The organism is Halomicrobium katesii DSM 19301, from assembly GCF_000379085.1.
Lineage (GTDB): Archaea > Halobacteriota > Halobacteria > Halobacteriales > Haloarculaceae > Halomicrobium > Halomicrobium katesii.
The window spans coordinates 1,692,443-1,711,915 of record NZ_KB905378.1 but is presented as its reverse complement, the minus strand read 5'-3'; the positions used below and the strand labels follow the sequence as shown (position 1 = coordinate 1,711,915).

Below are 19,473 nucleotides of genomic sequence, written 5' to 3'. Positions count from 1 at the left end.
CGACACGCTCCCAGCGGACCGACCGCTCTCGCGCTCACTCCAGGCTCGCCTGACAGGTGTGACAGTACGTGTAGTCCTCCCCGTTGGCCGCGCCACAGCGGGGACAGGTCGTCGCCGCCTCGCTGGCCTCGAAGTAGGCGTTCAGCTGCCCGCGGTCTCGAACCGGACTGCTCCCACCGGTCCGGTACTCCTCGATCAGGCCGTCCATCGCGATGTAGTCGAGGAACCGGAACATGAGGACGAAGGAGAGTGGGACTGCCACGAGGACGAACAGGAACGTCAGCAGTCTGATCGCGAGTTCGGCCGTCGAGATCACGCCGTCCAATACGGGCTCTCAATGAATGTGTCTATCGGTGGCTCATACTGCCGGCAGATCACTGGTGTCCCAAATAAAGCTCTAAATGCAGTGGACGCCGAGCTGTAGCCAGATATCGATCCCGTCTCACAGTACTATGACTGATCGTACGGAGAGAGACCGATGGACACTTCGGGCAGCTGTGTCCGTCACGACGGTTTTAGCCATCGGGTTACTGCAGTATTTCACGTTCCGAACGCAGTTCGGCATTCGGTGGAACGGCCTCTCAAAAGTCTTCTGGCTGACGGCGTTGGTGTTGCTTCTGTCTCTGTTTAAGATACGACGGAGAAGACGGATCGCTCTCTCTGTCTTTCTCCTCAGCTTTGAACGTTAGCGTCGGCTGTTGAGTGAACGAAGAGGTGATCGATCTCCTCCATGAGGTCATCGACGCCACGATCATTGTTGTCTCGAACCCACGAGAGGAGGTTGTAAACGGCTTCTTTCAGGGAGTGCTCAAGGTTCGCTCGAAGCGATGACGCTTTCGAGCGAACCGTCCCCAAGGCGCTCGATTCGGGATCAAGACGAACGAGACTGTAGGCAGCCATCAGAAGGTGCCAGTGCCGACTGGCACCTTCGTCGGTCTGCATCTCGCAGTCTCCCAAGCCGAGATCCTGCTTCGAGTCCTCGAAGAACGTCTCGATGCGCCACCGCATCCCGTAGGAGCGAATAATGTGCTCGGTCGGTGCGTCGATCTTGTTCGTAGCGAGGTACTTGACCGGGTTCTCTTCGTCTTCTTTGTCGGTTTTTTTCTCAGCGAGGACCAGCTTCACGTCTCCCAACTGGGAGACGGGAAGCTTCTTCGTCCAGATGTGGTAGATTTCGTCCTCAACGTTACGCTCAACCGTGTCGATGCGCTCTTCCAGCGCATCGACGCGGATCACTTCTCCGCCGTAGGTCACCTGTCGATTGCTCCGGAGCGGGCCAATCCAGTCCTTGTCGTATGATTCGATGAGTTCAGGAAGGCCGGAGTCGTGGGCGAACCACGAGTCGAAGAGGTAGGTGTCCGCCGGGACACCTACCTCGTCTTCGAGTTCTGTGACGATATCGCGGGCGAGGTCGTACTTAGTGTCGTGGTCTTGGCCGTCTCCATCCTGTTTTTCGTAGAGGCGGAAAGTGAGCGGATAGGCGGTTTTGTCGTCAGCGTAGAAGGCGTAGATGAGGTCTTGGCCCCAGACAGTGTCGCCTTGGGCGTGATCGTAGAAGCGACCGACGCCGGGGACGTCGTCCCCGGCTTTCTCGGTGATCGTGTCGTCGAGGATGATGTAGCCATCCTTCGACCAGCGCGTTTCACCGTGTTTTTGGAGTTCTTCGAGGCGTTCGTGGTTGAATTGCTGTTCGTCCCAGTCGTACTCGGTGAGGAACTTGTTGAGAGCGCGTTTGTCTCCAGCTGGAAGGACTTCGCGTGCGATACCTGCCACGGTCTTGTTGCTGGCCGCAACAAGACCTGTGGCGTAGGTTTTGGCGTGATAGCGTTGCGCCGGTGAGAGCGACTCGAACTCGTCGAACACACGCATACACGACAAGAAGTCCGTAATCGGCATCATCCGTCTTCGCTACCGCCTATGTCACGCTCCAACTTCAACGTTCAAAGCTGAGTTTCTCGTTGGATTCTGGCTCGTGGTCATCGCCTCACCACTCGGTGGCTGCTATGGTGTTCCAGACGGACCGTTTCTGTTGGCTTACGAATGGGACGGTGGTGTCCTACGGTACGGTGGCCGGACGCCGGTTGGCTATCTGTGCCGAGGGCGTCCGAACCTCATCGGCCTCACAATCGGGTATCTTTCGGTCGGCGTCGGCGCGGCCCTCGCCACAGATAGTGCGATCGATCTGTGACTCGTTTCATACGGACGGTTGTAGCGATGTCCCGGTGGGCGTCTCCCCCGTGGCGACGTTCGCTGGTACGCAACGATGACTGGTCCGTATCAGTTGCTATTCTATCTCTCCTCACGAATATCGGCCGAGAACGACGCCGCGGGGCTTATACCCCCCGAGTTCCGAGCTACGGACATGAGTGAGGAGCTGGGGTCCGTCGACCGCGCGATCGCCAACGCCTTCCAGGGTGGATTCCCGGTCGTCGAGCGGCCCTTCGAGCCCGCCGCGGCGGCGCTGCGCGACCGCGGCGTCGACGTGACCGAAGGCGAACTGGTCGAGCGGATCGCCCGCATGGACGAGGCGGGGACGCTGACTCGCTTCGGCGCGCTGATCGACGCCGAGGCGATCGGCGGGATGGCGACGCTGGTGGCGATGCACGCCCCCGAAGAGCGGTTCGACGAGGTGGCAGAGCGGGTCAACGACTTCCGCGAGGTGGCCCACAACTACCGCCGTGAGCACCCCCACCTGAACATGTGGTTCGTCCTCTCGGTGGCCGACGAGGATCGGATTCCAGCGGTGCTCGCCGAGATCGAGGACGCGACCGGCCAGGAGACCTACAACCTCCCGAAGCAACGAGAGTTCCGCGTCGAAGCGAAGTTCCCCGTCGAGGGCCCGCTCGAAGACGACAGCGTCGATCTGTCGGCACTGGGTCCCGACGTGACACCGACCGACCGGGACGGCCTGACGCCCGACGAACTCGATCTGGTACTGGAGATTCAGGGCGGACTCCCGGTGACTGAGACGCCCTACCGAGACGTGGCCGACGCCATCGACGCCGAGACCGAGTGGGTCGTCGAGACGATCAAGCGCTTCGAGCGCGAGGGGAAGGTCCGCCGGGTCGGTGTCGTCCCCAACCACTACGCGCTGGGCTACTCCGAGAACGGGATGACCGTCTGGAACGTCCCCGACGACGTGGTCGAGGAAGTCGGCCCCGCGGTCGCGAGCTTCGACTTCGTCACCCACTGCTACGAGCGACCGCGCCACGACGGCGTCTGGGAGTACAACGTCTTCGCGATGACCCACGGCCGCAGCGAGGCCGAGAGCGACCGGCGCGTCGAGCAAGTACGGGACCGGATGGCGGAGTACTGGGACGTGTCCGAGGGCGACTGGGACACGCTGTTCTCGACGGAGATCCTCAAGAAGACCGGTATCCGGATGGACGAGCGCGCCGAGGCGAACGTGATCGACCCCGCCGACGAGCCGACGAGGGACTGAGCGATGCTCCCGCTCATGCACGATTTCACCGACGAGACGGTCCTGGTCTTCGGCGGCGGGCCGGTCGGTGCGCGCAAGGCCCGCCGGTTCGACCGCGAGGCGGACGTGATCGTCGTCAGCCCCGACTTCGCCGACCGCGGGTTCGGCGACGCCGAGCGTGTCAGAGCGGCCCCCGACGCCGCGGCCGCCGCCGACTGGATCGGGCGGACCCGGCCGGCCCTCGTCGTGGCAGCGACCGACGACGCGGCGCTCAACGAGGCCATCGCCGACGCCGCACGCGACCAGGGCGCACTCGTCAACCGTACGGACGTAGACGGCGACCGCGAGATGGGCAGCGTCGTCGTCCCCGCGACGGTCCGAGACGGGCCGGTCACCGTCGCCGTCGCGACCGGCGGGACCAGTCCCGCGCTGTCGAAGCACCTGCGCGAGCGCTTCGAAACGGAGTTTGCCGGCGTCGGCGAGTTGGCCGCGGTGACCGGCGAACTCCGCACCGAGCTGAAAGCCCGTGGCGTCTCGCCGACCGAGCGCCGCGACGCGATCAGAGCGGCCGTCAGATCTCGCCGCGTTTGGAAGGCTTTAGATAGCCCGGGGGGTAACACTAGGCAAGTAGTTACTGACGTGATCGACGAGCACACTGGTGATCTATCGTGAAAGCAGGGACCGGCGTCATCTCCGGCGTTAGCGTCGCCCACGAGCGCGCCACCGTCGAGGACCGAGAGGCAGCAGCGACGGAGAGTCAACGCCACGCGGTCGAGTCGCTCCTGACGGAGCCGGCCGTCGAAGAGGCGTTCGCACTCCAGACGTGCAACCGGATCGAGGGGTACGTCGTCACCGAAGAGGGGACCGACGACGCCCTCTCGCTGTTTACCGACTCGGTCGACGACGACGCGGTGGTCCGGATGGACCACGAGGAGAGCCTGCACCACTTTCTCCGTGTCGCGGCCGGCCTCGAATCGATCGTCCTCGGCGAGGACCAGATCCTCGGGCAGGTCCGGCGAGCCTACCAGGACGCCCGCGCCGTCGGCGGCATCGGCTCCGTGCTCGAAGACGGCATCACGAAGGCGATCCACGTCGGCGAGCGGGCCCGGACCGAGACGGCGATCAACGAAGGCTCTGTCTCGATCGCCTCTGCGGCCGTCGGGCTCGCGACCGACGAGTGTACCCTCGACGGCGAGACCGGGGTGGTCGTCGGTGCCGGCGAGATGGGGACGCGTGCGGCCAAGTCCCTCGCGCCGACGGTCGACCGGCTCGTTGTCGCCAACCGCACCGTCCCCAACGCCGAGTACGTCGCCGAGACGGTCGACGTGGAGGCGACGGCGGTGTCGCTCGACGCCGTCGAGTCGCTGCTCTCGGAGGCCCGCGTCGTCGTCAGCGCGACGGGGAGCCCGGAGCCACAGCTCGACACGGAGACGCTGGCGACCGCGGGCGAGACGTTCGTCGTCGACATCGCCCAGCCACGCGACGTGCCAACGGACGCCGACTCCCTCTCGAACGTCACCGTCTGTGACATGGACACGCTGGAGTCGCTGACCGAGGAGACGCGCGACCAGCGTCGCACGGCAGCGACCGCCGTCGAGGCGATGGTCGACGAGGAGTTCGACCGCCTGCTCGACCAGTACAAACGCAAGCGGGCCGATCAGGTCATCTCGGCGATGTACGAGAGCGCCGACCACGTGAAGGCCAGCGAGCTCCAGACCGCCTTCTCGAAGCTCGACCTCGACGACGACCAGCAAGCCGTCGTCGAGTCGATGGCCGACGCGATCGTCTCCCAGCTGCTCGCGGCTCCGACCCAGAGCCTGCGCGAGGCCGCCCAGGAGGACGACTGGTCGACGATCAACACCGCGCTCCAGCTGTTCGATCCCGACTTCGGGCCGGACACCACCGCCGGTGGCCCGTCGGCCTTCGCCGAGGGCATGTCAGTCGAGGACATCCCAGAAGGGATGCGTGAGGAGATCCCCGCGTCGATGCTGGACCAGCTGAGCGACGACTAGGGCGGGCCAACTGTTTTGCCGATTCCGTCCGTCGGTGGTCACATGGCTGACCTGCTCAGCGACGACGAGATCGCGGCACAGCTACCCGACGACTGGGACCGCGAGGGCGACGAGATCGTCCGGTCCTACGAGTTCGACGCCTACCTCGACGGCGTCGGCTTCGCGGCGGCCGCCGGTGGCCTCGCACAGGAGGCGTTTCACCACCCGGAGATGACGATCGGCTGGCGCGAGGTCGAGGTGCGCCTGACGACTCACGACGCGGGTGGCATCACGGCAAACGACATCGAGCTGGCCGAGCGATTCGACGAGATCCACGAGTGAGAGTCCGTCGGGGCTGTCACGCCCCGGAACGCGTCGGCCGTCGACTGGCGTCAGACGGATCGCTGTCGCCGTTTTCTCATACGGAAAGTTGTAGGTCTTTACCAGATCGACCGTACGCCGTCGTGCGGTCGACTGGGTAAACGCCTACAACCGTCCGTATCAGTCGATCCGGCCGTCGTCCGGCTCGACGACGAGAAACAGCGTCGGCTCCGAGGGCGTCGGCTCACAGTCACCTCGGCGTTCGACGGCGAAGCGCCGATCCCCGGTCTGGTTCGCGGCGAACTCGAACGACACTGTGAGTTCGTGGACGCGCGTCGACTGGCCGCCGAGGCGGTTCGGCGTGTCGTAGCTCGCCGGCTCGTAGTCGACATCTATGCGACTACGGTCTCCCTGCTCGACGCCAGCGAGACAGCCACGGATCGAGGGGAGATCGACCGGCCGAGTGAACCACGAGGGGTTCGTGGCGGTGAGCGTGCCGACGCGAGCCGTCCCGCGAACTCGGTCGGTGTCGCTCTCGACGCTGGACAGCGCCACCGTCGTGGTATCGTTCGTCTCGACGGTGTAGGTCACGTCGCCACCGAGCGCGTCGGCCGTCACCAGCGAGGCGCTGACGACCAGCAGCGCGATCACGACGCCGATCGTCGTCCGACGGCCGAGAGCGATATCGACCTCTCTGACGCCGTAGCCCAGGCCGACGAACAGCGCGGCCGAGCCGGCGAGGAGGAGGAACACGATCGTCTCACCTGGTTCGTACCGGGAGACGACGTAGCCCAGAAAGACCACGTACGAGAGCCCCGAGATCGTGAACGCGACGGTCCCAAGCGGGTCCCGCTCTCGGGACAGTCCGGCCAGCAAGAAGCCGACGAACGCGACGAGCAACAGCGCCGCGGTCACCGTGATCGAGAGTTCGAACACCACGTCACGGGCGAAATAGACCAGCGCGCCGAGCGCGAACGCGACGCCCAGTCCGTACAGGAGTTTGCCGCTGTCGAACGTGAGATTCATGAAGGGCGCTTCGGGGTTCAGCCCGAACCTGGTTATATTTTTCCGGCCGTGCGAACCGTTTTGCCGGCGGTAGCCGTCTGTGTGAGTATGTCGCGACAGCTAGGAGACGGCGACGACGGCTGGCTGTTCTTCCGAGACAACTGCTGGCGCGGGGCGCTGAACGACCCCGCGTTCTTCGGGACAGAGACCGAGGACGCCCTCGGCGTGTCGGTCGACGACGTGCGCTTTCAGGAGCTCCAGACCGACGAGGCATACTTCGCGGCACTGAAATCGGCGATCGCGGACGATCCGTCGCTTTTCAACGCCGAGTCCGTCACGGAAGTGCTCCGGACGTACCTGGGAAGCTCGATCAGGGTCGAGTCGGAGTAGCCGGCGGCTACGGTGTCGTAGCCGGTCTCTGAACGGTTCGGCGGCCCAGAAGCTATTTACTCGTCGCGACCCTACGAACGCAGTCGCGATGGCCCGCACCGACTACGACTTCTGGCTGTTCGATCTCGACGGGACCGTCGTCGACATCGACCCGTCGTACCCGCCCCGAGTCGTGTCGGCGGTCGGCGACCGGCTCGGCGTCTCCTTCACGGAGCGAGAGGCGGAGATCCTCTGGTACGGCCTCGGCGGCGTCCGAGAACGCGTCCTGCGCCGGCGCGGCGTCGACCCCGAGCGGTTCTGGGAGACGTTCCACGAGGTCGAGCAGCCCGCCGACCGAGCCGGGGCGACCTACCTCTACGACGACGCCGAGTCGTTCATCTGCGAGATCGACGCGCCGGTCGGCGTGGTCACGCACTGCCAGTCGTACCTCACGGATCCGGTGCTGGATCGACTCGACATCCGAGACTGGTTCGACACGGTCGTGTGCTGTTCTGACGAGACCGGCTGGAAGCCCGATCCCACGCCCGTCGAGATGGCCATGACGGATCTCGGCGTCGCCCACGACGGCTACGAGGGAGTTCTGGCCGGGGACGACCCCGACGACATCGGTGCCGCCTGGAACGCCGGGCTCGACGCGATCCACGTCGAGCGCTACGATCCCGCAGAGCGCGGCCAGTGTGTCCTCGGTGACCGCCGCGTCACCGGATTCGGCGAGATGAGCTGAGCCCGTCCGAACTCCGTTCGATACGTACTGGAGCGACCGCGGCGTCCGGCCGGCAAACGGCGACGAGAGCTCCCGTTAGGCGTGTTCCCAGTCGATCACGCCGACCGACGCCTCGGCGGCCAGTCCGTCGTCGCCCGCTTCGACCGTGACCCAGCCGTCGGCCCGGATCACGTCTCGAAGCGTGGGCTGGCCGTCCCCCAGCGGAGTCGCCACGTGATCGGCCAACTCGACCGGAACGAGGGTCCTGACGCCGGGCGCGCTCTCGACTGACTCCGACAGCGCGGCGTGGTGGTGTGCGCGAGCGGGCAGCGGTGCGCCCGAGAGTTCGGCGACGAGCGGACGGAGCAACTGGACGGCGGCGACGAGACAGTCGACCGGTGACTCCGGTACGAGCAGGATCGGCCGCTCCTCGACGCTGGCGACGGCGACCGTCTGGCCCGGATCGCTGGCGACGCCGTCGACGTGGATCGATCCGAGGTCCGCGACGACTTCGCGGACGGGATCGCCCGCCGTCACGCCGGTCACGACCAGCGCGTCGCGGGTCAGATCCCGCTGGATCGCCGTCCGGAGCGCGTGGCGATCCTCGCCGACGGTGTCGCGGTAGGTCACCTTCCCGCCCCAGCGGTCGACGTGTTGAGAGAGCGTGAACGCCGTCGTCTCGACGCGCTCGCCCGCGCCGGCCTCGCGCTGGACGAGCTCGTCGCCGGTCGGAACGATACCGACCGTCGGGCGCTGGACGGCGAGTACGTCGTCGACGCCGGCCACTTTCAGGAGCCCGAGATCCGTCGAGCGCAGGCGGTGGCCCGGAGCAAAGAGCCGGTCGTCGACCGCGATCCAGTCGGCCGGGCTGCTCTCGCGGGCCACCAGCTCCTCGGCGAGCACACGTCCTTCCGCAACCGACAGCGGGACGGTGTCGGTGCGTTCGATGGGCTCGACCAGCGTCGCGAGCGTGTCGCGGGCGTCGGCGATCGCCGTCAGATCGCCTGTGGAATCGCTCATGTCTCTCTGTTCGACGCCGTGAACAAAAGTCCGGCCGTGTCCGTCCCGCCAGCGGCGGCGGCCGGCGAGAAGCCGTCCCGGCACCGTTTCTGGCCGCGACCGCGGCCTTTTTCGCCCACCATTCCCAAGCACCGTGTATGTCAGCGCTCCGTGACGCCCTGGGGGATCTCCCCGCCTCGGTGTTCGCCGACGTGCTCGAATCGGACGACGCCTACCTGCTGGTCGTCGACCTTCCAGGCGTCACTGCCGACACGATCGACGTCAGCGTCGACGGAGGGACGATCGTGATCGAGGCCCAGCGCGGGAAAGACGTGGGCTCCGACTTCCGGTACGTCGAAGAAGACCGCTCGCTGTTTCTCGACGCGGAGCTCCCGCTTCCCCCGGACGCGACGGGGGCGGGTGCCGAGGGGACGATCGACCGCGGCGTCTTCGAACTCAGACTGCCGAAAGCGGGTGTCGGAACCGAGACGACGATCCCCGTCGAGGACGCCTGATCACGGGGTGGCTCATCGGTGAATCTCCGCGCCTACTGGCGGTTCGTCGTCGTCGTTCGCCACTTCCTCCCGCTGGGGCTGTCCTACGCACGGGACCGGAACCGATTTCTCCTGTTCGGGCGCTCCAGAGACGTCAATCCCGAACAGCGCCGTCGCCGCGCCGGCCGGCTGCTGGACTCGCTGCTGACGCTGGGACCGACGTTCATCAAGCTGGGACAGCTGCTGTCGACGCGGCCTGACGTCCTCCCGCCCGAATACATCGACGAGTTCGCCCAGCTGCAAGATCGGGTGCCGCCAGCGCCCTGGGACGAGGCCCGGACCGTCCTCGAAGACGAGCTCGGTCCCGTCGACGAGGCGTTCGACGACTTCGAGGACGAGGCCATCAGCGGGGCCAGTCTCGGCCAGGTGTACCGCGCCGAGGTCGACGGCGATGCCGTGGCGGTGAAGATCCGACGCCCCGGCATCGAGGACCTCGTCGAGGCCGACCTGCGGGCGATCCGCTGGTCGCTCCCGATCCTGATGTACTTCGTCGGCGAGACGCGCTCGTTCTCCCTGGAGACGCTGGCCGACGAGTTCTCGAAGACGATCCGCGAGGAGATGGATTACGGTCGGGAAGCGGAGATGCTCACCGAGATCCGCGGTAACTTCGCCGACAACGACCGCATCCGCATCCCCGGCGTCGTCGAGACCCACTCGACGAACCGGGTGTTGACCATGGAGTACCTCCCCGGAACGAAGATCAACGACGTGGAGGAACTCGACGAGCTGTCGGTCGACCGGACCCGACTCGCCGAGACGCTCCAGCGCAGCTACCTCCAGATGATCATCGACGACGGCGTCTTCCACGCCGACCCACATCCGGGGAACCTCGCAGTGCAGTCCGACGGGACGCTCGTGTTCTACGACTTCGGGATGTCCGGGCGGGTCGACCCCTTCGTGCAGGACCGGATCGTCGACTTCTACGCGGCCGTCGCGAGCCAGGACATCGACGCCATCCTCGACGCACTGATCGAGATGGGGACGCTGAGCCCCGAGGCCGACCGGCAAGTGATGGGCGAGGTGATGGAGCTGGCCATCGCCGACGCCCGCGGCGAGGACCTCGAACAGTACCGCGTCCAGCAGATCATCCAGCAGGTCGAAGACACCATCTACGAGTTCCCGCTCCGGCTCCCGGCGAACCTCGCACTCGTGTTGCGCGTCGCCACGGTCGTCGAGGGAGTGTGCGTGACGCTGGACCCGGACTTCGACTTCATCACGGTCGCGACGGAGTACCTCCGGGAGGAAGGCCACATCGCTGCCGGCGCGAAGCAGTACGCCCAGGACCGGGCCGACGAGGTTCGGGACGCCGCCGAGTCGATGGTCCGGGTGCCGCCGAAACTGGAGTCCGCGCTCGACCGGATCGAACGCGAGGACCTGCACGTCCGGGCCGACATCGAGGACTCTGACGGCGTCCTCGAACGGATGACCCGCCGGCTGATTCTCGGAATGATCCTCGCCAGTGGAACCCTCTCGACGGCGTTGCTGTACACCGCCTCGACCGACGAAGCGACGGCTGTCGCGGGTGTCGGGACGCTGGCGGTCGCTGGCGTCACGTACCTCTCCTTTCGCCGGTCGAAAGGACTGCGTGCGACACCCCAGTTCACCCGACAGAGCATGCGCCAGCGGGAGTCGGCCGACGACGCCGGCTACGCGTCGAGCTACGGCCCTGACGAGGAGTGAACGGCGTTTCGCCCGTGTGTTTATGCCCCGCTGTTTTGAGAAGGACACTGGAGTGACACTCTTGCCGGAACAGATAGACACGCGCGGCTGTTGGGACGAGCGGTGACGTTCGGCGTCGTCGCCATCGGCCTGCTGGAGATGCTCTTCGGAAGCGGACACCCCATCGACGGGGAGCCAGATCGTCCACGAGGCGCTCGTCCCGCTGGAAGTGCGGTCGTACAGCATCCTCCTCGGACTGATCGTCTGGGGGTTTACGCGGCGTATCGTGTCGTCGAGACGACACTCGAACCGGAGCCAGCCGAGGCGTGAGTCCTCGGTGTGTCCGTTCTGATCCCCGTCGACAGCGATTTCTCCGCCGCCATTCCAAACCGTTTATACTCGCACATGGATAATCCGGGCGTATGCCACGACAACAGACCGAAGTTCGCGAACTCGACGAGGGCAGCTACGTGATGATGGAAGAGACGCCCTGCAAGATCACCGCCTACAGCACGGCCAAGCCGGGCAAGCACGGCAGTGCCAAGGCCCGTGTCGACGGGAAAGGCGTCTTCGACGGCAAGAAGCGCTCGCTCTCCCAGCCCGTCGACGCGAAGATCTGGGTGCCGATCATCCAGCGAAAGCAGGGCCAGGTCGTCTCCGTCACGGGCGACGACGCACAGGTGATGGACTTAGAGACCTACGACACGTTCACGATGCGCATCCCCGAGGACGAGGATCTCAACCCCGACGACGAGATCGAGTACCTGGAGTACGAGGAACAGCGCAAGATCGTCTAAGATGTTTCCTGGCGCGGCCACAGACCCCGACGCGGCCGACTACGTCGTCGTCGGTGCGCCACTCGACGCCTCGACGACGTTCGAGCCCGGGACGCGCTTCGGGCCGCGCCGCGTCCGCCACTACGCCGAGTCGTTCGAGGACTACGATCGGCGGACCGACCAGCGGTTCACCGACCTCGCGGTCGCCGACCACGGCGACATCGGTCCGACCGACGACGTGGCCGACTATCTGGCCTTTCTCCGCGGCACAGTCCGGGACTACGCCGACGACGGAGCGATCCCCCTCCTGGTCGGCGGGGAACACACCGTCTCCGTCGCCGGGGTTCGGGCCCTCGATCCGGACGTGTTTTGCTGTCTCGACGCTCACCTCGACCTCCGCGAAGAGTACGCCGGCAACCCCCTGAGCCACGCGACCGTCACGCGCCACGCGCTGGCCGTCGCCGACCGGGCGATCGTTCTGGGTGCCCGCAGCGGCTGTCGAAGCGAGTGGGAGCGTGCGAGCGAGGCCGACGTGACCGTCGTCGAGCCCGACGCGGTCGCGGACTGGGAGCCCGACTTCGAGGACGAGCGGGTGTACTGCTCGCTCGACATCGACGCCGCCGATCCGGGCTTCGCACCCGGCACCGGTACCAGAGAGCCGTTCGGGCTGACCCCACGTGTGCTACGCGACGTGGTTCGGGCGGTCGCGCCCCACGCCGTCGGCTTCGACATGGTGGAGGTCAACGACCGCGACGACGGGCAGGCTGCGGTGCTCGCCGGGAAGCTGCTGCGCTCGTTCGTGTTCGCACACGCGGACAGCTGATCGTCAGGACCGGCGGTGTTCAGATAAGAGTGAGTAGGGTCATTCAGTCAACGAAAGCCCTCGCGTCGCTCGGTAGCCCGATCTGTGGCGGATATTCTCTCTCTCTCCGGTCGAATAGTGCCGCCACAGATCGGGCCAGCGGGCCGAGGGCTTTCGGTGTCTGCAACTCAGCCAGCGCGGTCGCTTCTCTGAACACTACCGTCGGTAGGCGTGCGATCAGTTCCCAGACCACCAGAACAGCTATCCACGGCGGCTCTGTGACCGGTGTATGGATCTCGTCGAGGCGACCCGAGACGACGCCGAACTGCTCGCCGAGTACTGGTTCCAGCTGGCCAGCGAGATGGAGCCGTACTCGGAGCTGAACGAACTGGCTCACGACGATCCGGCGGACGTCGTCGAGGGCATCGCACAGCACCACGTCAACGGTGACGACACCACGGCCTTCCTGCTGGAAGTCGACGGCCGGACGGTCGGCTCGGTGCTCGTACGCGAAGGCGAGCACTCCTCGCGGGCACTGGACAGGTATCTCCAGATCGTCGATCTGTTCGTCGAGCAGGGCCACAGAGATCGGGGCCACGGCACTGCGGCCATCGAGTGCGTCGAGCGGCGCGCGCGAACGCGGCGTCGACTACCTGGAAGTCTCCTGTGATACGGACGGTTGTAGGCGTTTACCCAGTCGACCGCACGCCGTCGTGCGGTCGATCTGGTAAAGACCTACAACTTTCCGTATGAGTGGGCCAACGAGGGGGCGCGCAGCGTCTACGAGGACAACGGCTTCACCGAGAAACAGGTGACCTACACGCAGCGAGTCGAGTGATCGCGATCAGTCGCCGCTCACGAGCGTGCCGTCCTCCTCGTCGATGAGCCCGCGCTTGATCGCGGCGTCGATGATCGCGTCGAACTCCCGGTCGCTGATCTCGTAGGCGCTCGTCGCGATGTCGTGGATCTCGGCGCGTTCGACCGGGAACTCTCGGTTCTGGAGGAGTCGCATCACCTTGTTGTACTCCAGTGCCGTCAGCGACGGTCCGTCGTCGTCCTCGCCCGTGTCGCCGGCACTGTGAGTCTGCTGTGTCCGGTCGGCCTCGGCGTCGTCGCTTGCGCCCCGGCCGTCTCGTTGCGGACCGGCACCGTCGCGTCGCTCGCTGCTCTCGGCCCGACGTTCGTCCGGGGCACGGTCCGTTCGCGTCTCGCCGTCGCGGCGGCGATCGACAGCCTGCTCGTCGGCCGTCCCGTTGTGAGAGTGACGGGATCCCGTGCGCTTGGCCTGTCCGTCGGCGTCGGACTGGGACGGCTCACTACCGTCGTCGGATCGCCCCTCGTGTGCGGGTTCCGGTTCCGGTTTCGTGTCGTTGCTCGCGTCCGTCGACTGGCTGTCGGCCACGGAGTCCTCTCCCTTGGTCGCGGTGCCTGGCTCGTCGTCGAGGAGCGTTCCCTCGGGGTCGAGATCCGACACGTCGTCCATGGCCGCGGTGGCGTCCCCGTCGTCGCTGGCTTCGACGACGGTCTCGACGACGTGTGCGAGCTTCTGGCGACAGCTCGGACACAGCGAGACGGCTCGCTGCTGGTCGTCGGTCGGCTCCAGCGACGCCGGCACGACCTGGTAGGGCTCGATCTGGGCGTCGAGGGCGGCTCCACAGAAGTAACACGAGGATAGCTGTTCCATGCTCACCCGTGTGGTACGCGCGAACATAAATGGTCCCGCCACAGAGACGGCGGTGTTCAGATACGAAGCAGAGCTGCGAGTGATTACCCCCTCGCCCGTCCTCGAAAAATGCCGATCACCGCCGTCGGCATGATAGACCATCCAGAACAGGCCCGAAACGTTCAACAGTGGCTCTACCGATCACTCGATATGGCTCGTACGTACAGTATGGATCGGCGGGCGTACATGAAGACCGTCGGGGCTCTCGGAGCCACGACGGCGATCGCCGGCTGTTCGAGTAGCGAAGAGAACACGGAGACGATCGTTCCCGGGACGAACTCCGGGTTCCCGCCGTTCGAGTACACCGAGGACGGCGAACTGGTCGGCTTCGACATCGAGCTGGCCGAGACGGTCATCGACCGGGCCGGCTACGAGGTCGGCGAGTGGCAGGATATCGCCTTCGAGTCGCTAATCCCGTCGGTGCTGGACGGCGACATCGATCTGATCGCCGCCGGCATGACGATCGGCCCGGACCGCCAGGAGCAGATCGACTTCACCGACCCCTACTGGGAGTCCAGCCAGGCCGTCCTCGTCCGGGAAGGCGGCGAGTTCCAGCCGGAGTCGGTCGAGGATCTCGAAGGCGTCCGCGTCGGTGCCCAGGGCGGCACCACGGGCGAGGGCGAGGCCGAGGCGCTCGTCGAGGACGGACTCGTCGCCGAAGACGACCTCCGGCGCTACGACAACTACACGCTGGCAGCCCAGGACCTCGAAAACGGCAACGTCGACGCCGTGATCGTCGACGAGCCCGTGGCCGGGAGCTTCGCGGGCGACCGTGCGGTCGCGATCGCGTTCGTCATCGACACCGGCGAGCAGTTCGGCATGGGGATGCGTCCCGACGACGAGCGCCTGAGCGATCTGAACGACGCGCTCGCGGAACTGCGCGACGACGGGACCTACGACGAGCTCGTCGGCGAGTGGTTCGAGTGAGATAGATGGCGGGGATCGTGTTGCAAAGCAGCGACTGGCTCTTCGTCGCCAGCAACGCGGACTTCCTGCTGCTGGGGACGATCGTCACGGTGTTGCTGACGATCACCAGTCTCTCGCTGGGGTTCCTGGCCGGGTTCCCGATGGGGGCGATCGAGGTGTACGGGCCGGACTCGCTCCGGTCGGTGGTCGGCACCGTCGGCGTCGTCTTCCGTGGCACGCCGATCGTCGTGCTCGTCGTGGTGCTGTACTTCGGGCTCCCGATCCCACAGCTTGGCACCGTGCCGGCGCTCGACATCCAGGTGACGCCGTTTCTCGCGGCGACGCTGGCCCTCGGGCTCCGCAGCGGGGCCTATCAGAGCCAGGTGTTCCGGGGTGCGATACAGTCGATCAGCGAGGGCCAGATGGAGGGAGCCCGCTCGATCGGCATGAGCAAGCTCCAGGCCATCCGCCACGTGATCTTTCCGCAGGCGATCCGGCGCTCGATCCCCGGCTTTCAAAACGAGTTCACGATCGTGCTGAAAGACACCAGCGTCGCCTTCGCGATCGGGCTGGCGGAGCTCCTGACTCGGGCCGAGAACCTCTATCTCCAGCCCGGCCGGGGCACCGCCGTGATGGAGGTCATCCTCACGATCACCGCGATCTACTTCGTGTTGACCGTCGCGACGAACCGGACGCTCGATCGACTACACGACCGCTACGCGATCCCAGGAGGCAACGAATGAGCCTACTTCGACTCGAAGACGTCGAGAAATCGTACGGGACAGAGGAGGTACTGCACGGCGTCGGGTTCGAGATGGACACACGGGACGTGGACGTGATCGTCGGCCCGAGCGGGTCGGGCAAGTCCACCCTGTTGCGCTGTGTCAACCGTCTCACCGAGATCGACGGCGGGTCGATCTTCCTCGACGACGAGGACGTCCACGCGATGGACGAGAACGACCTCCGGCGACGGGTCGGGATGGTGTTTCAGGACTTCAACCTCTTCGCGCACCGCACCGCGGTGGGCAACGTCACGCTGGGGCTGACCGAGGTGCTCGATCTCCCGAGCGGCGAGGCCCACGACCGCGCGATGGAGTACCTCGACCGCGTCGGGCTGGCCGAGCAGGCAGACTCCTACCCGGCAGAGCTGTCCGGCGGCCAGAAACAGCGGGTCGGGATCGCTCGCTCGCTGGCGATGGACCCGGAGCTCATCCTCTTCGACGAGCCCACCAGCGCGCTGGACCCGGAACTGATCGGCGAGGTGCTGGGCGTGATGAACGACCTGGCCGACGAGGGGATGACGATGCTGTGTGTCACCCACGAGATGGGCTTTGCCCGCTCTGCGGCCACGACGCTCACCTTCCTCGACGACGGACGGATCGTCGAACGGGGACCGCCCGAACAGCTGTTCGACGACCCCGAACACGATCGCACACGCGAGTTCCTGGGCGACCTCACAGAGATCCACTGATGAGCGCGGACCAGACCCAACCCGCCGCAGTCGGCGATCTGCCGGGCCGGCGACGCGTCGCCGTCGTGACCGTCGGCGTCGTCTTCTGGACGTGGCTGTCGCTGCGCTGGGCCTACCACAACACGGTCCTCGACGCCGTCGCCACGGCGCTTGGCGTCCCGGACCTGATCCGCTCGGAGACGGCGGTGCTCGCTCGCGAGCCGTGGCTCCCGACCGCACCGTTCGCGAACGCCGCCGAGACCCTGACCGCTGTCGGTGCCGATCTGGGGCCGCTCGGACTCGTCGCGGAGTGGCTCGCCTGGCCGTTCGAACTGACGGCCTTCGCCATCGAGGGCGGGCCGGCGATGGCCGCCGGTGCCTTCATCACGGTGTACCTGACGCTCGCCTCGATGGTGCTCGGGCTGGCGATCGCCGTCCCGCTCTCCGTCGCGCGGGTCTACGGCGGGTGGCTCGTCAGACACATCTCGCTCGCGTACACGGAGCTCGTTCGCGGGACGCCGCTGCTCGCCCAGCTGTTCTTGCTGTACTACGGGCTCCCCCTGGCAGAGGAGATCGAGGGGCTCGGGTTCGTCGGCGAGGGAGCCGTGCCACGGGCGGCCGTCTTCGTGGCGATCGTCGGCTTCACGATCAACTCCTCGGCCTACCAGGCCGAGTACATCCGGGGCGCGCTCCAGTCGGTCGACAGCGGACAACTCGTGGCCGCCCGATCGATCGGCCTCTCGAAGGCGGCGGGGATCCGCCACGTCGTCCTGCCACAGGGGTTGCGCTACGCGATCCCCGGCTGGACCAACGAGTTCGTCTATCTCATCAAGTACTCCTCGCTGGCCGCGTTCATCACCGTGCCCGAGCTGTTCCGGCAGGCCCGGATCATCGCCTCCGATAGCTTCCGGGTCACCGACACCTACGTCGTCGTGGCAGTGCTGTATCTCGCGCTGGTGTTGACGACCGCGCTGGCGATGGATCGGCTCGAATCGGCCGTCGCCGTCCCCGGCCTCGGGCCAGCAGACGAGCGGTGAGGGGACCCGTCGCTCGACGCTCCGGGACGGCGACGGTCCCGCGACAGCTCCGATCGGCGGTTCGAGCATCCAAAAGTTAAGACAGTGAAGCGTGAACGACTGGAGTATGGCAAGTAATGCAGGAGACGGCGTCGAGGATCGGTTGCTCCGCGTCTGCGAGCAACTCCAGATACCGAAAGAGACGTTACAGATCACCCAGGTCCGGCTGGGACAGCTGCGCAACAAGCCCGAGATCGACGAGGGGAACGTCGACGACTTCCTTGCGGCGGCACTGGTCCTGTCGGCCCGCGAGGACGGGCTCCCGGTCGACGAGGAGACGGTCGCGAGCGCGTGGTCCGAGCTGCTCGACGACCGGGAGATCACGATCACCGAGCAGCAACTCGACACCGCGAGCGTCTACCTCGACGTCGACGAGGTCCCACCCAAGCCACAGGCGCTGGCCGACCGCCTGGGCCTGGCCGTCGAGATGCCCGACTCGCTGGTCGACGTGGCACACCGGATCCTGCTTGACGCCTTCGAGCTGAATCCGGAGGTGATCGCGAACGGGCGCTCGCCGGGGGCGACCGCCGGGGGTGCGCTGTCGCTGGCGGCGCTGGTCAACGGCCACGACGCGGAGGACGTACAGAACGTCCTCAGCGGGGCCTCGAAGACCAGCCGCGTAGCGATCGAGAACCGCGCGGAGGCGCTCAAACGCCTGCTCGGTGACCGACTGCAAGACGAGCGCTACCAGATGAGCGCCGAGACGGAGGGACAGGTGGCCAAGCCGCCCGAAGCGGCGACTGCCACCGACGGCGCTGGCGAAGCCGAGGAGCAGTCGGCTTCGGAGTCCGACGAGACCACACCGGGAGACGCGGACGGCGAGACTCCCTCTGAGCCGACACCGGAAGACGCGGACGGCGAGCCCGAGACCGCGGTGACAGAGGAGGAGCCCGACGTGACGGTCCAAGCGGTCGAAGACGAGATCGACGCGCTGGTCGAGGAGCTCGACGTCGACGCGCCGACGCGCCTGCTCGCTCGCGGGATGGTGGGCGACGCCGTCGGCGAGGTCGACGTGTCGAACGCGACCGAGCTGGCGGGTGCGACACTCGTCGCGGGGCTGCGACTGAACGAGGCCGACACCGACGCCGGGGACGTGGCCGCCCGCCGGCCCGTCGAGGCCCGCGCGGTCGTGCAGACGCTGGGCGCGCTGGACGAGGCAATCGACGCGGACATCCCCAGCCCCAGCCCGGCGGAGGTCGTCTCCGACCTCGTCGCCGAACTGGAACTCTCCGACGCCGTCGCCGAGGAGAGTCGGCGGACGCTCGAACGGTACGCGGCCGACGAACCGGACGGCGACTACACGGCCCCCGAGCTGGCCGCCGGCTCGGTCGTGTTCGCTGCGACGGTCAACGGGACGCAGGTCGACGTAGAGCAGCTGGGAGCGATCAGCGGAGCGACCCCGGCGTTCGTCACCGACGCGATGAACGACATCGTCGTCTCGCTGTGTCTGGGCCTCGTCGCCGGTGAGATCGACTACGAGGAGTGCTCGTGGACGACCGACCTGCTGGAGTCGGAGCTGTCGCCGGATCTGGGCGACTCCCGGACCGGGCGGGCCATCGCCGTCGCAAAGACCTACACGGCGGGCCGGGAAGGCCGCCACGTCGACGACGCGACGCTCGATGCGGTGCTTGGCACTGAGTAGGGTGCGCAGTTTTCGCTGTTGATACTTCGGCCAGTACGTACATACCGCTCGTGGC

21 protein-coding genes are annotated in these 19,473 nt (G+C 66.4%); 16 read left to right on the top strand and 5 right to left on the bottom strand.

Features of this window, described 5'->3' with window-relative positions:
* Positions 1-34: 34 nt before the first annotated feature.
* Positions 35-325 (bottom strand): DUF7577 domain-containing protein, encoded by a 291-nt coding sequence (locus tag HALKA_RS0109145; RefSeq protein ID WP_018257696.1) that lies wholly within the window; start codon positions 323-325, stop codon positions 35-37.
* A gap of 347 nt (positions 326-672) precedes the next feature.
* Entirely contained in the window at positions 673-1,899 is a 1,227-nt protein-coding gene (locus tag HALKA_RS0109140) for an IS701 family transposase (RefSeq protein WP_026190243.1), read from the bottom strand.
* A 463-nt stretch (positions 1,900-2,362) separates the two neighbouring features.
* On the opposite strand from HALKA_RS0109140, the gene ahbB reads away from it, so the two are divergent.
* Genes ahbB through HALKA_RS0109120 form a run of 4 tightly spaced genes read left to right on the top strand, consistent with a single transcriptional unit; the run spans position 2,363 to position 5,754 of the window.
* Positions 2,363-3,442, top strand: a complete 1,080-nt coding sequence (ahbB, locus tag HALKA_RS0109135; RefSeq protein ID WP_018257694.1) for a siroheme decarboxylase subunit beta — start codon at positions 2,363-2,365, stop codon at positions 3,440-3,442.
* Positions 3,443-3,445: 3 nt separating this feature from the next.
* Positions 3,446-4,093 (top strand): precorrin-2 dehydrogenase/sirohydrochlorin ferrochelatase family protein, encoded by a 648-nt coding sequence (locus HALKA_RS0109130; protein WP_018257693.1) that lies wholly within the window; start codon positions 3,446-3,448, stop codon positions 4,091-4,093.
* Complete coding sequence (gene hemA, locus HALKA_RS0109125; protein WP_018257692.1) at positions 4,090-5,433, top strand: glutamyl-tRNA reductase; 1,344 nt, start codon at positions 4,090-4,092, stop codon at positions 5,431-5,433. The genes HALKA_RS0109130 and hemA overlap by 4 nt, the downstream gene beginning before the upstream one ends.
* A 42-nt stretch (positions 5,434-5,475) precedes the next feature.
* The gene (locus HALKA_RS0109120; RefSeq protein WP_018257691.1) at positions 5,476-5,754 is read left to right on the top strand and encodes a 4a-hydroxytetrahydrobiopterin dehydratase; all 279 of its coding nucleotides are present in this window, start codon (positions 5,476-5,478) and stop codon (positions 5,752-5,754) included.
* A 159-nt stretch (positions 5,755-5,913) separates the two neighbouring features.
* Here HALKA_RS0109120 and HALKA_RS0109115 read toward each other — a convergent pair whose 3' ends face one another.
* On the bottom strand, positions 5,914-6,759 hold the full coding sequence (locus HALKA_RS0109115) for a hypothetical protein (RefSeq protein WP_018257690.1): 846 nt from the start codon (positions 6,757-6,759) through the stop codon (positions 5,914-5,916).
* A gap of 87 nt (positions 6,760-6,846) precedes the next feature.
* Here HALKA_RS0109115 and lwrS point away from each other — a divergent pair, with 87 nt between their 5' ends.
* Both lwrS and HALKA_RS0109105 read left to right on the top strand, forming a co-directional pair.
* Positions 6,847-7,128, top strand: coding sequence for an LWR-salt protein (gene lwrS / locus HALKA_RS19460; protein ID WP_018257689.1), 282 nt, complete (start codon positions 6,847-6,849; stop codon positions 7,126-7,128).
* Between the two features lie 88 nt (positions 7,129-7,216).
* Complete coding sequence (locus tag HALKA_RS0109105; RefSeq protein ID WP_018257688.1) at positions 7,217-7,852, top strand: HAD family hydrolase; 636 nt, start codon at positions 7,217-7,219, stop codon at positions 7,850-7,852.
* A 75-nt stretch (positions 7,853-7,927) separates the two neighbouring features.
* Here the strand turns inward: HALKA_RS0109105 and HALKA_RS0109100 are convergent, their stop codons facing one another.
* Positions 7,928-8,851, bottom strand: a complete 924-nt coding sequence (locus HALKA_RS0109100) for a molybdopterin-binding protein (RefSeq protein ID WP_018257687.1) — start codon at positions 8,849-8,851, stop codon at positions 7,928-7,930.
* Between the two features lie 137 nt (positions 8,852-8,988).
* On the opposite strand from HALKA_RS0109100, the gene HALKA_RS0109095 reads away from it, so the two are divergent.
* From HALKA_RS0109095 to HALKA_RS0109070, 5 genes are all read left to right on the top strand, one after another.
* Complete coding sequence (locus HALKA_RS0109095; RefSeq protein WP_018257686.1) at positions 8,989-9,345, top strand: Hsp20/alpha crystallin family protein; 357 nt, start codon at positions 8,989-8,991, stop codon at positions 9,343-9,345.
* Between the two features lie 18 nt (positions 9,346-9,363).
* Positions 9,364-11,064: an AarF/UbiB family protein gene (locus HALKA_RS0109090; protein ID WP_018257685.1), complete on the top strand. Its 1,701-nt coding sequence runs from the start codon at positions 9,364-9,366 to the stop codon at positions 11,062-11,064.
* Between the two features lie 401 nt (positions 11,065-11,465).
* Positions 11,466-11,840 (top strand): translation initiation factor IF-5A, encoded by a 375-nt coding sequence (locus tag HALKA_RS0109080; RefSeq protein ID WP_018257683.1) that lies wholly within the window; start codon positions 11,466-11,468, stop codon positions 11,838-11,840.
* Between the two features lies 1 nt (position 11,841).
* On the top strand, positions 11,842-12,642 hold the full coding sequence (locus tag HALKA_RS0109075; RefSeq protein WP_018257682.1) for an arginase family protein: 801 nt from the start codon (positions 11,842-11,844) through the stop codon (positions 12,640-12,642).
* 268 nt (positions 12,643-12,910) lie between these two features.
* Positions 12,911-13,291 carry a GNAT family N-acetyltransferase gene (locus HALKA_RS0109070; protein WP_026190241.1) on the top strand — a complete coding sequence of 127 codons (381 nt, stop codon included), beginning with the start codon at positions 12,911-12,913 and terminating at the stop codon, positions 13,289-13,291.
* Between the two features lie 174 nt (positions 13,292-13,465).
* Here the strand turns inward: HALKA_RS0109070 and HALKA_RS0109065 are convergent, their stop codons facing one another.
* Positions 13,466-14,305 (bottom strand): DUF8528 domain-containing protein, encoded by an 840-nt coding sequence (locus HALKA_RS0109065; protein WP_018257681.1) that lies wholly within the window; start codon positions 14,303-14,305, stop codon positions 13,466-13,468.
* Between the two features lie 189 nt (positions 14,306-14,494).
* Here HALKA_RS0109065 and HALKA_RS0109060 point away from each other — a divergent pair, with 189 nt between their 5' ends.
* The 5 genes from HALKA_RS0109060 to HALKA_RS0109040 all read left to right on the top strand — a co-directional run bounded on the left by HALKA_RS0109060 (position 14,495) and on the right by HALKA_RS0109040 (position 19,418).
* Complete coding sequence (locus HALKA_RS0109060) at positions 14,495-15,271, top strand: basic amino acid ABC transporter substrate-binding protein (RefSeq protein ID WP_026190240.1); 777 nt, start codon at positions 14,495-14,497, stop codon at positions 15,269-15,271.
* A gap of 5 nt (positions 15,272-15,276) precedes the next feature.
* Positions 15,277-15,993: an amino acid ABC transporter permease gene (locus HALKA_RS0109055; protein WP_018257679.1), complete on the top strand. Its 717-nt coding sequence runs from the start codon at positions 15,277-15,279 to the stop codon at positions 15,991-15,993.
* On the top strand, positions 15,990-16,721 hold the full coding sequence (locus tag HALKA_RS0109050) for an amino acid ABC transporter ATP-binding protein (protein WP_018257678.1): 732 nt from the start codon (positions 15,990-15,992) through the stop codon (positions 16,719-16,721). The genes HALKA_RS0109055 and HALKA_RS0109050 overlap by 4 nt, the downstream gene beginning before the upstream one ends.
* The gene (locus HALKA_RS0109045) at positions 16,721-17,737 is read left to right on the top strand and encodes an amino acid ABC transporter permease (protein ID WP_018257677.1); all 1,017 of its coding nucleotides are present in this window, start codon (positions 16,721-16,723) and stop codon (positions 17,735-17,737) included. Before HALKA_RS0109050 ends, HALKA_RS0109045 begins: the two co-directional genes overlap by 1 nt.
* A gap of 106 nt (positions 17,738-17,843) precedes the next feature.
* Positions 17,844-19,418, top strand: coding sequence for a hypothetical protein (locus HALKA_RS0109040; protein WP_018257676.1), 1,575 nt, complete (start codon positions 17,844-17,846; stop codon positions 19,416-19,418).
* Positions 19,419-19,473 lie beyond the last annotated feature (55 nt).

Bases quoted from the DNA above. Each gene is read 5' to 3' on its own strand.
- HALKA_RS0109140 (WP_026190243.1), bottom strand. From the start codon at position 1,899: ATGATGCCGATTACGGACTTCTTGTCGTGTATGCGTGTGTTCGACGAG.
- ahbB (WP_018257694.1), top strand. From the start codon at position 2,363: ATGAGTGAGGAGCTGGGGTCCGTCGACCGCGCGATCGCCAACGCCTTC.
- HALKA_RS0109130 (WP_018257693.1), top strand. From the start codon at position 3,446: ATGCTCCCGCTCATGCACGATTTCACCGACGAGACGGTCCTGGTCTTC.
- HALKA_RS0109120 (WP_018257691.1), top strand. From the start codon at position 5,476: ATGGCTGACCTGCTCAGCGACGACGAGATCGCGGCACAGCTACCCGAC.
- HALKA_RS0109115 (WP_018257690.1), bottom strand. From the start codon at position 6,759: ATGAATCTCACGTTCGACAGCGGCAAACTCCTGTACGGACTGGGCGTC.
- lwrS (WP_018257689.1), top strand. From the start codon at position 6,847: ATGTCGCGACAGCTAGGAGACGGCGACGACGGCTGGCTGTTCTTCCGA.
- HALKA_RS0109105 (WP_018257688.1), top strand. From the start codon at position 7,217: ATGGCCCGCACCGACTACGACTTCTGGCTGTTCGATCTCGACGGGACC.
- HALKA_RS0109100 (WP_018257687.1), bottom strand. From the start codon at position 8,851: ATGAGCGATTCCACAGGCGATCTGACGGCGATCGCCGACGCCCGCGAC.
- HALKA_RS0109095 (WP_018257686.1), top strand. From the start codon at position 8,989: ATGTCAGCGCTCCGTGACGCCCTGGGGGATCTCCCCGCCTCGGTGTTC.
- HALKA_RS0109080 (WP_018257683.1), top strand. From the start codon at position 11,466: ATGCCACGACAACAGACCGAAGTTCGCGAACTCGACGAGGGCAGCTAC.
- HALKA_RS0109075 (WP_018257682.1), top strand. From the start codon at position 11,842: ATGTTTCCTGGCGCGGCCACAGACCCCGACGCGGCCGACTACGTCGTC.
- HALKA_RS0109070 (WP_026190241.1), top strand. From the start codon at position 12,911: ATGGATCTCGTCGAGGCGACCCGAGACGACGCCGAACTGCTCGCCGAG.
- HALKA_RS0109065 (WP_018257681.1), bottom strand. From the start codon at position 14,305: ATGGAACAGCTATCCTCGTGTTACTTCTGTGGAGCCGCCCTCGACGCC.
- HALKA_RS0109060 (WP_026190240.1), top strand. From the start codon at position 14,495: ATGGCTCGTACGTACAGTATGGATCGGCGGGCGTACATGAAGACCGTC.
- HALKA_RS0109055 (WP_018257679.1), top strand. From the start codon at position 15,277: ATGGCGGGGATCGTGTTGCAAAGCAGCGACTGGCTCTTCGTCGCCAGC.
- HALKA_RS0109050 (WP_018257678.1), top strand. From the start codon at position 15,990: ATGAGCCTACTTCGACTCGAAGACGTCGAGAAATCGTACGGGACAGAG.
- HALKA_RS0109045 (WP_018257677.1), top strand. From the start codon at position 16,721: ATGAGCGCGGACCAGACCCAACCCGCCGCAGTCGGCGATCTGCCGGGC.
- HALKA_RS0109040 (WP_018257676.1), top strand. From the start codon at position 17,844: ATGGCAAGTAATGCAGGAGACGGCGTCGAGGATCGGTTGCTCCGCGTC.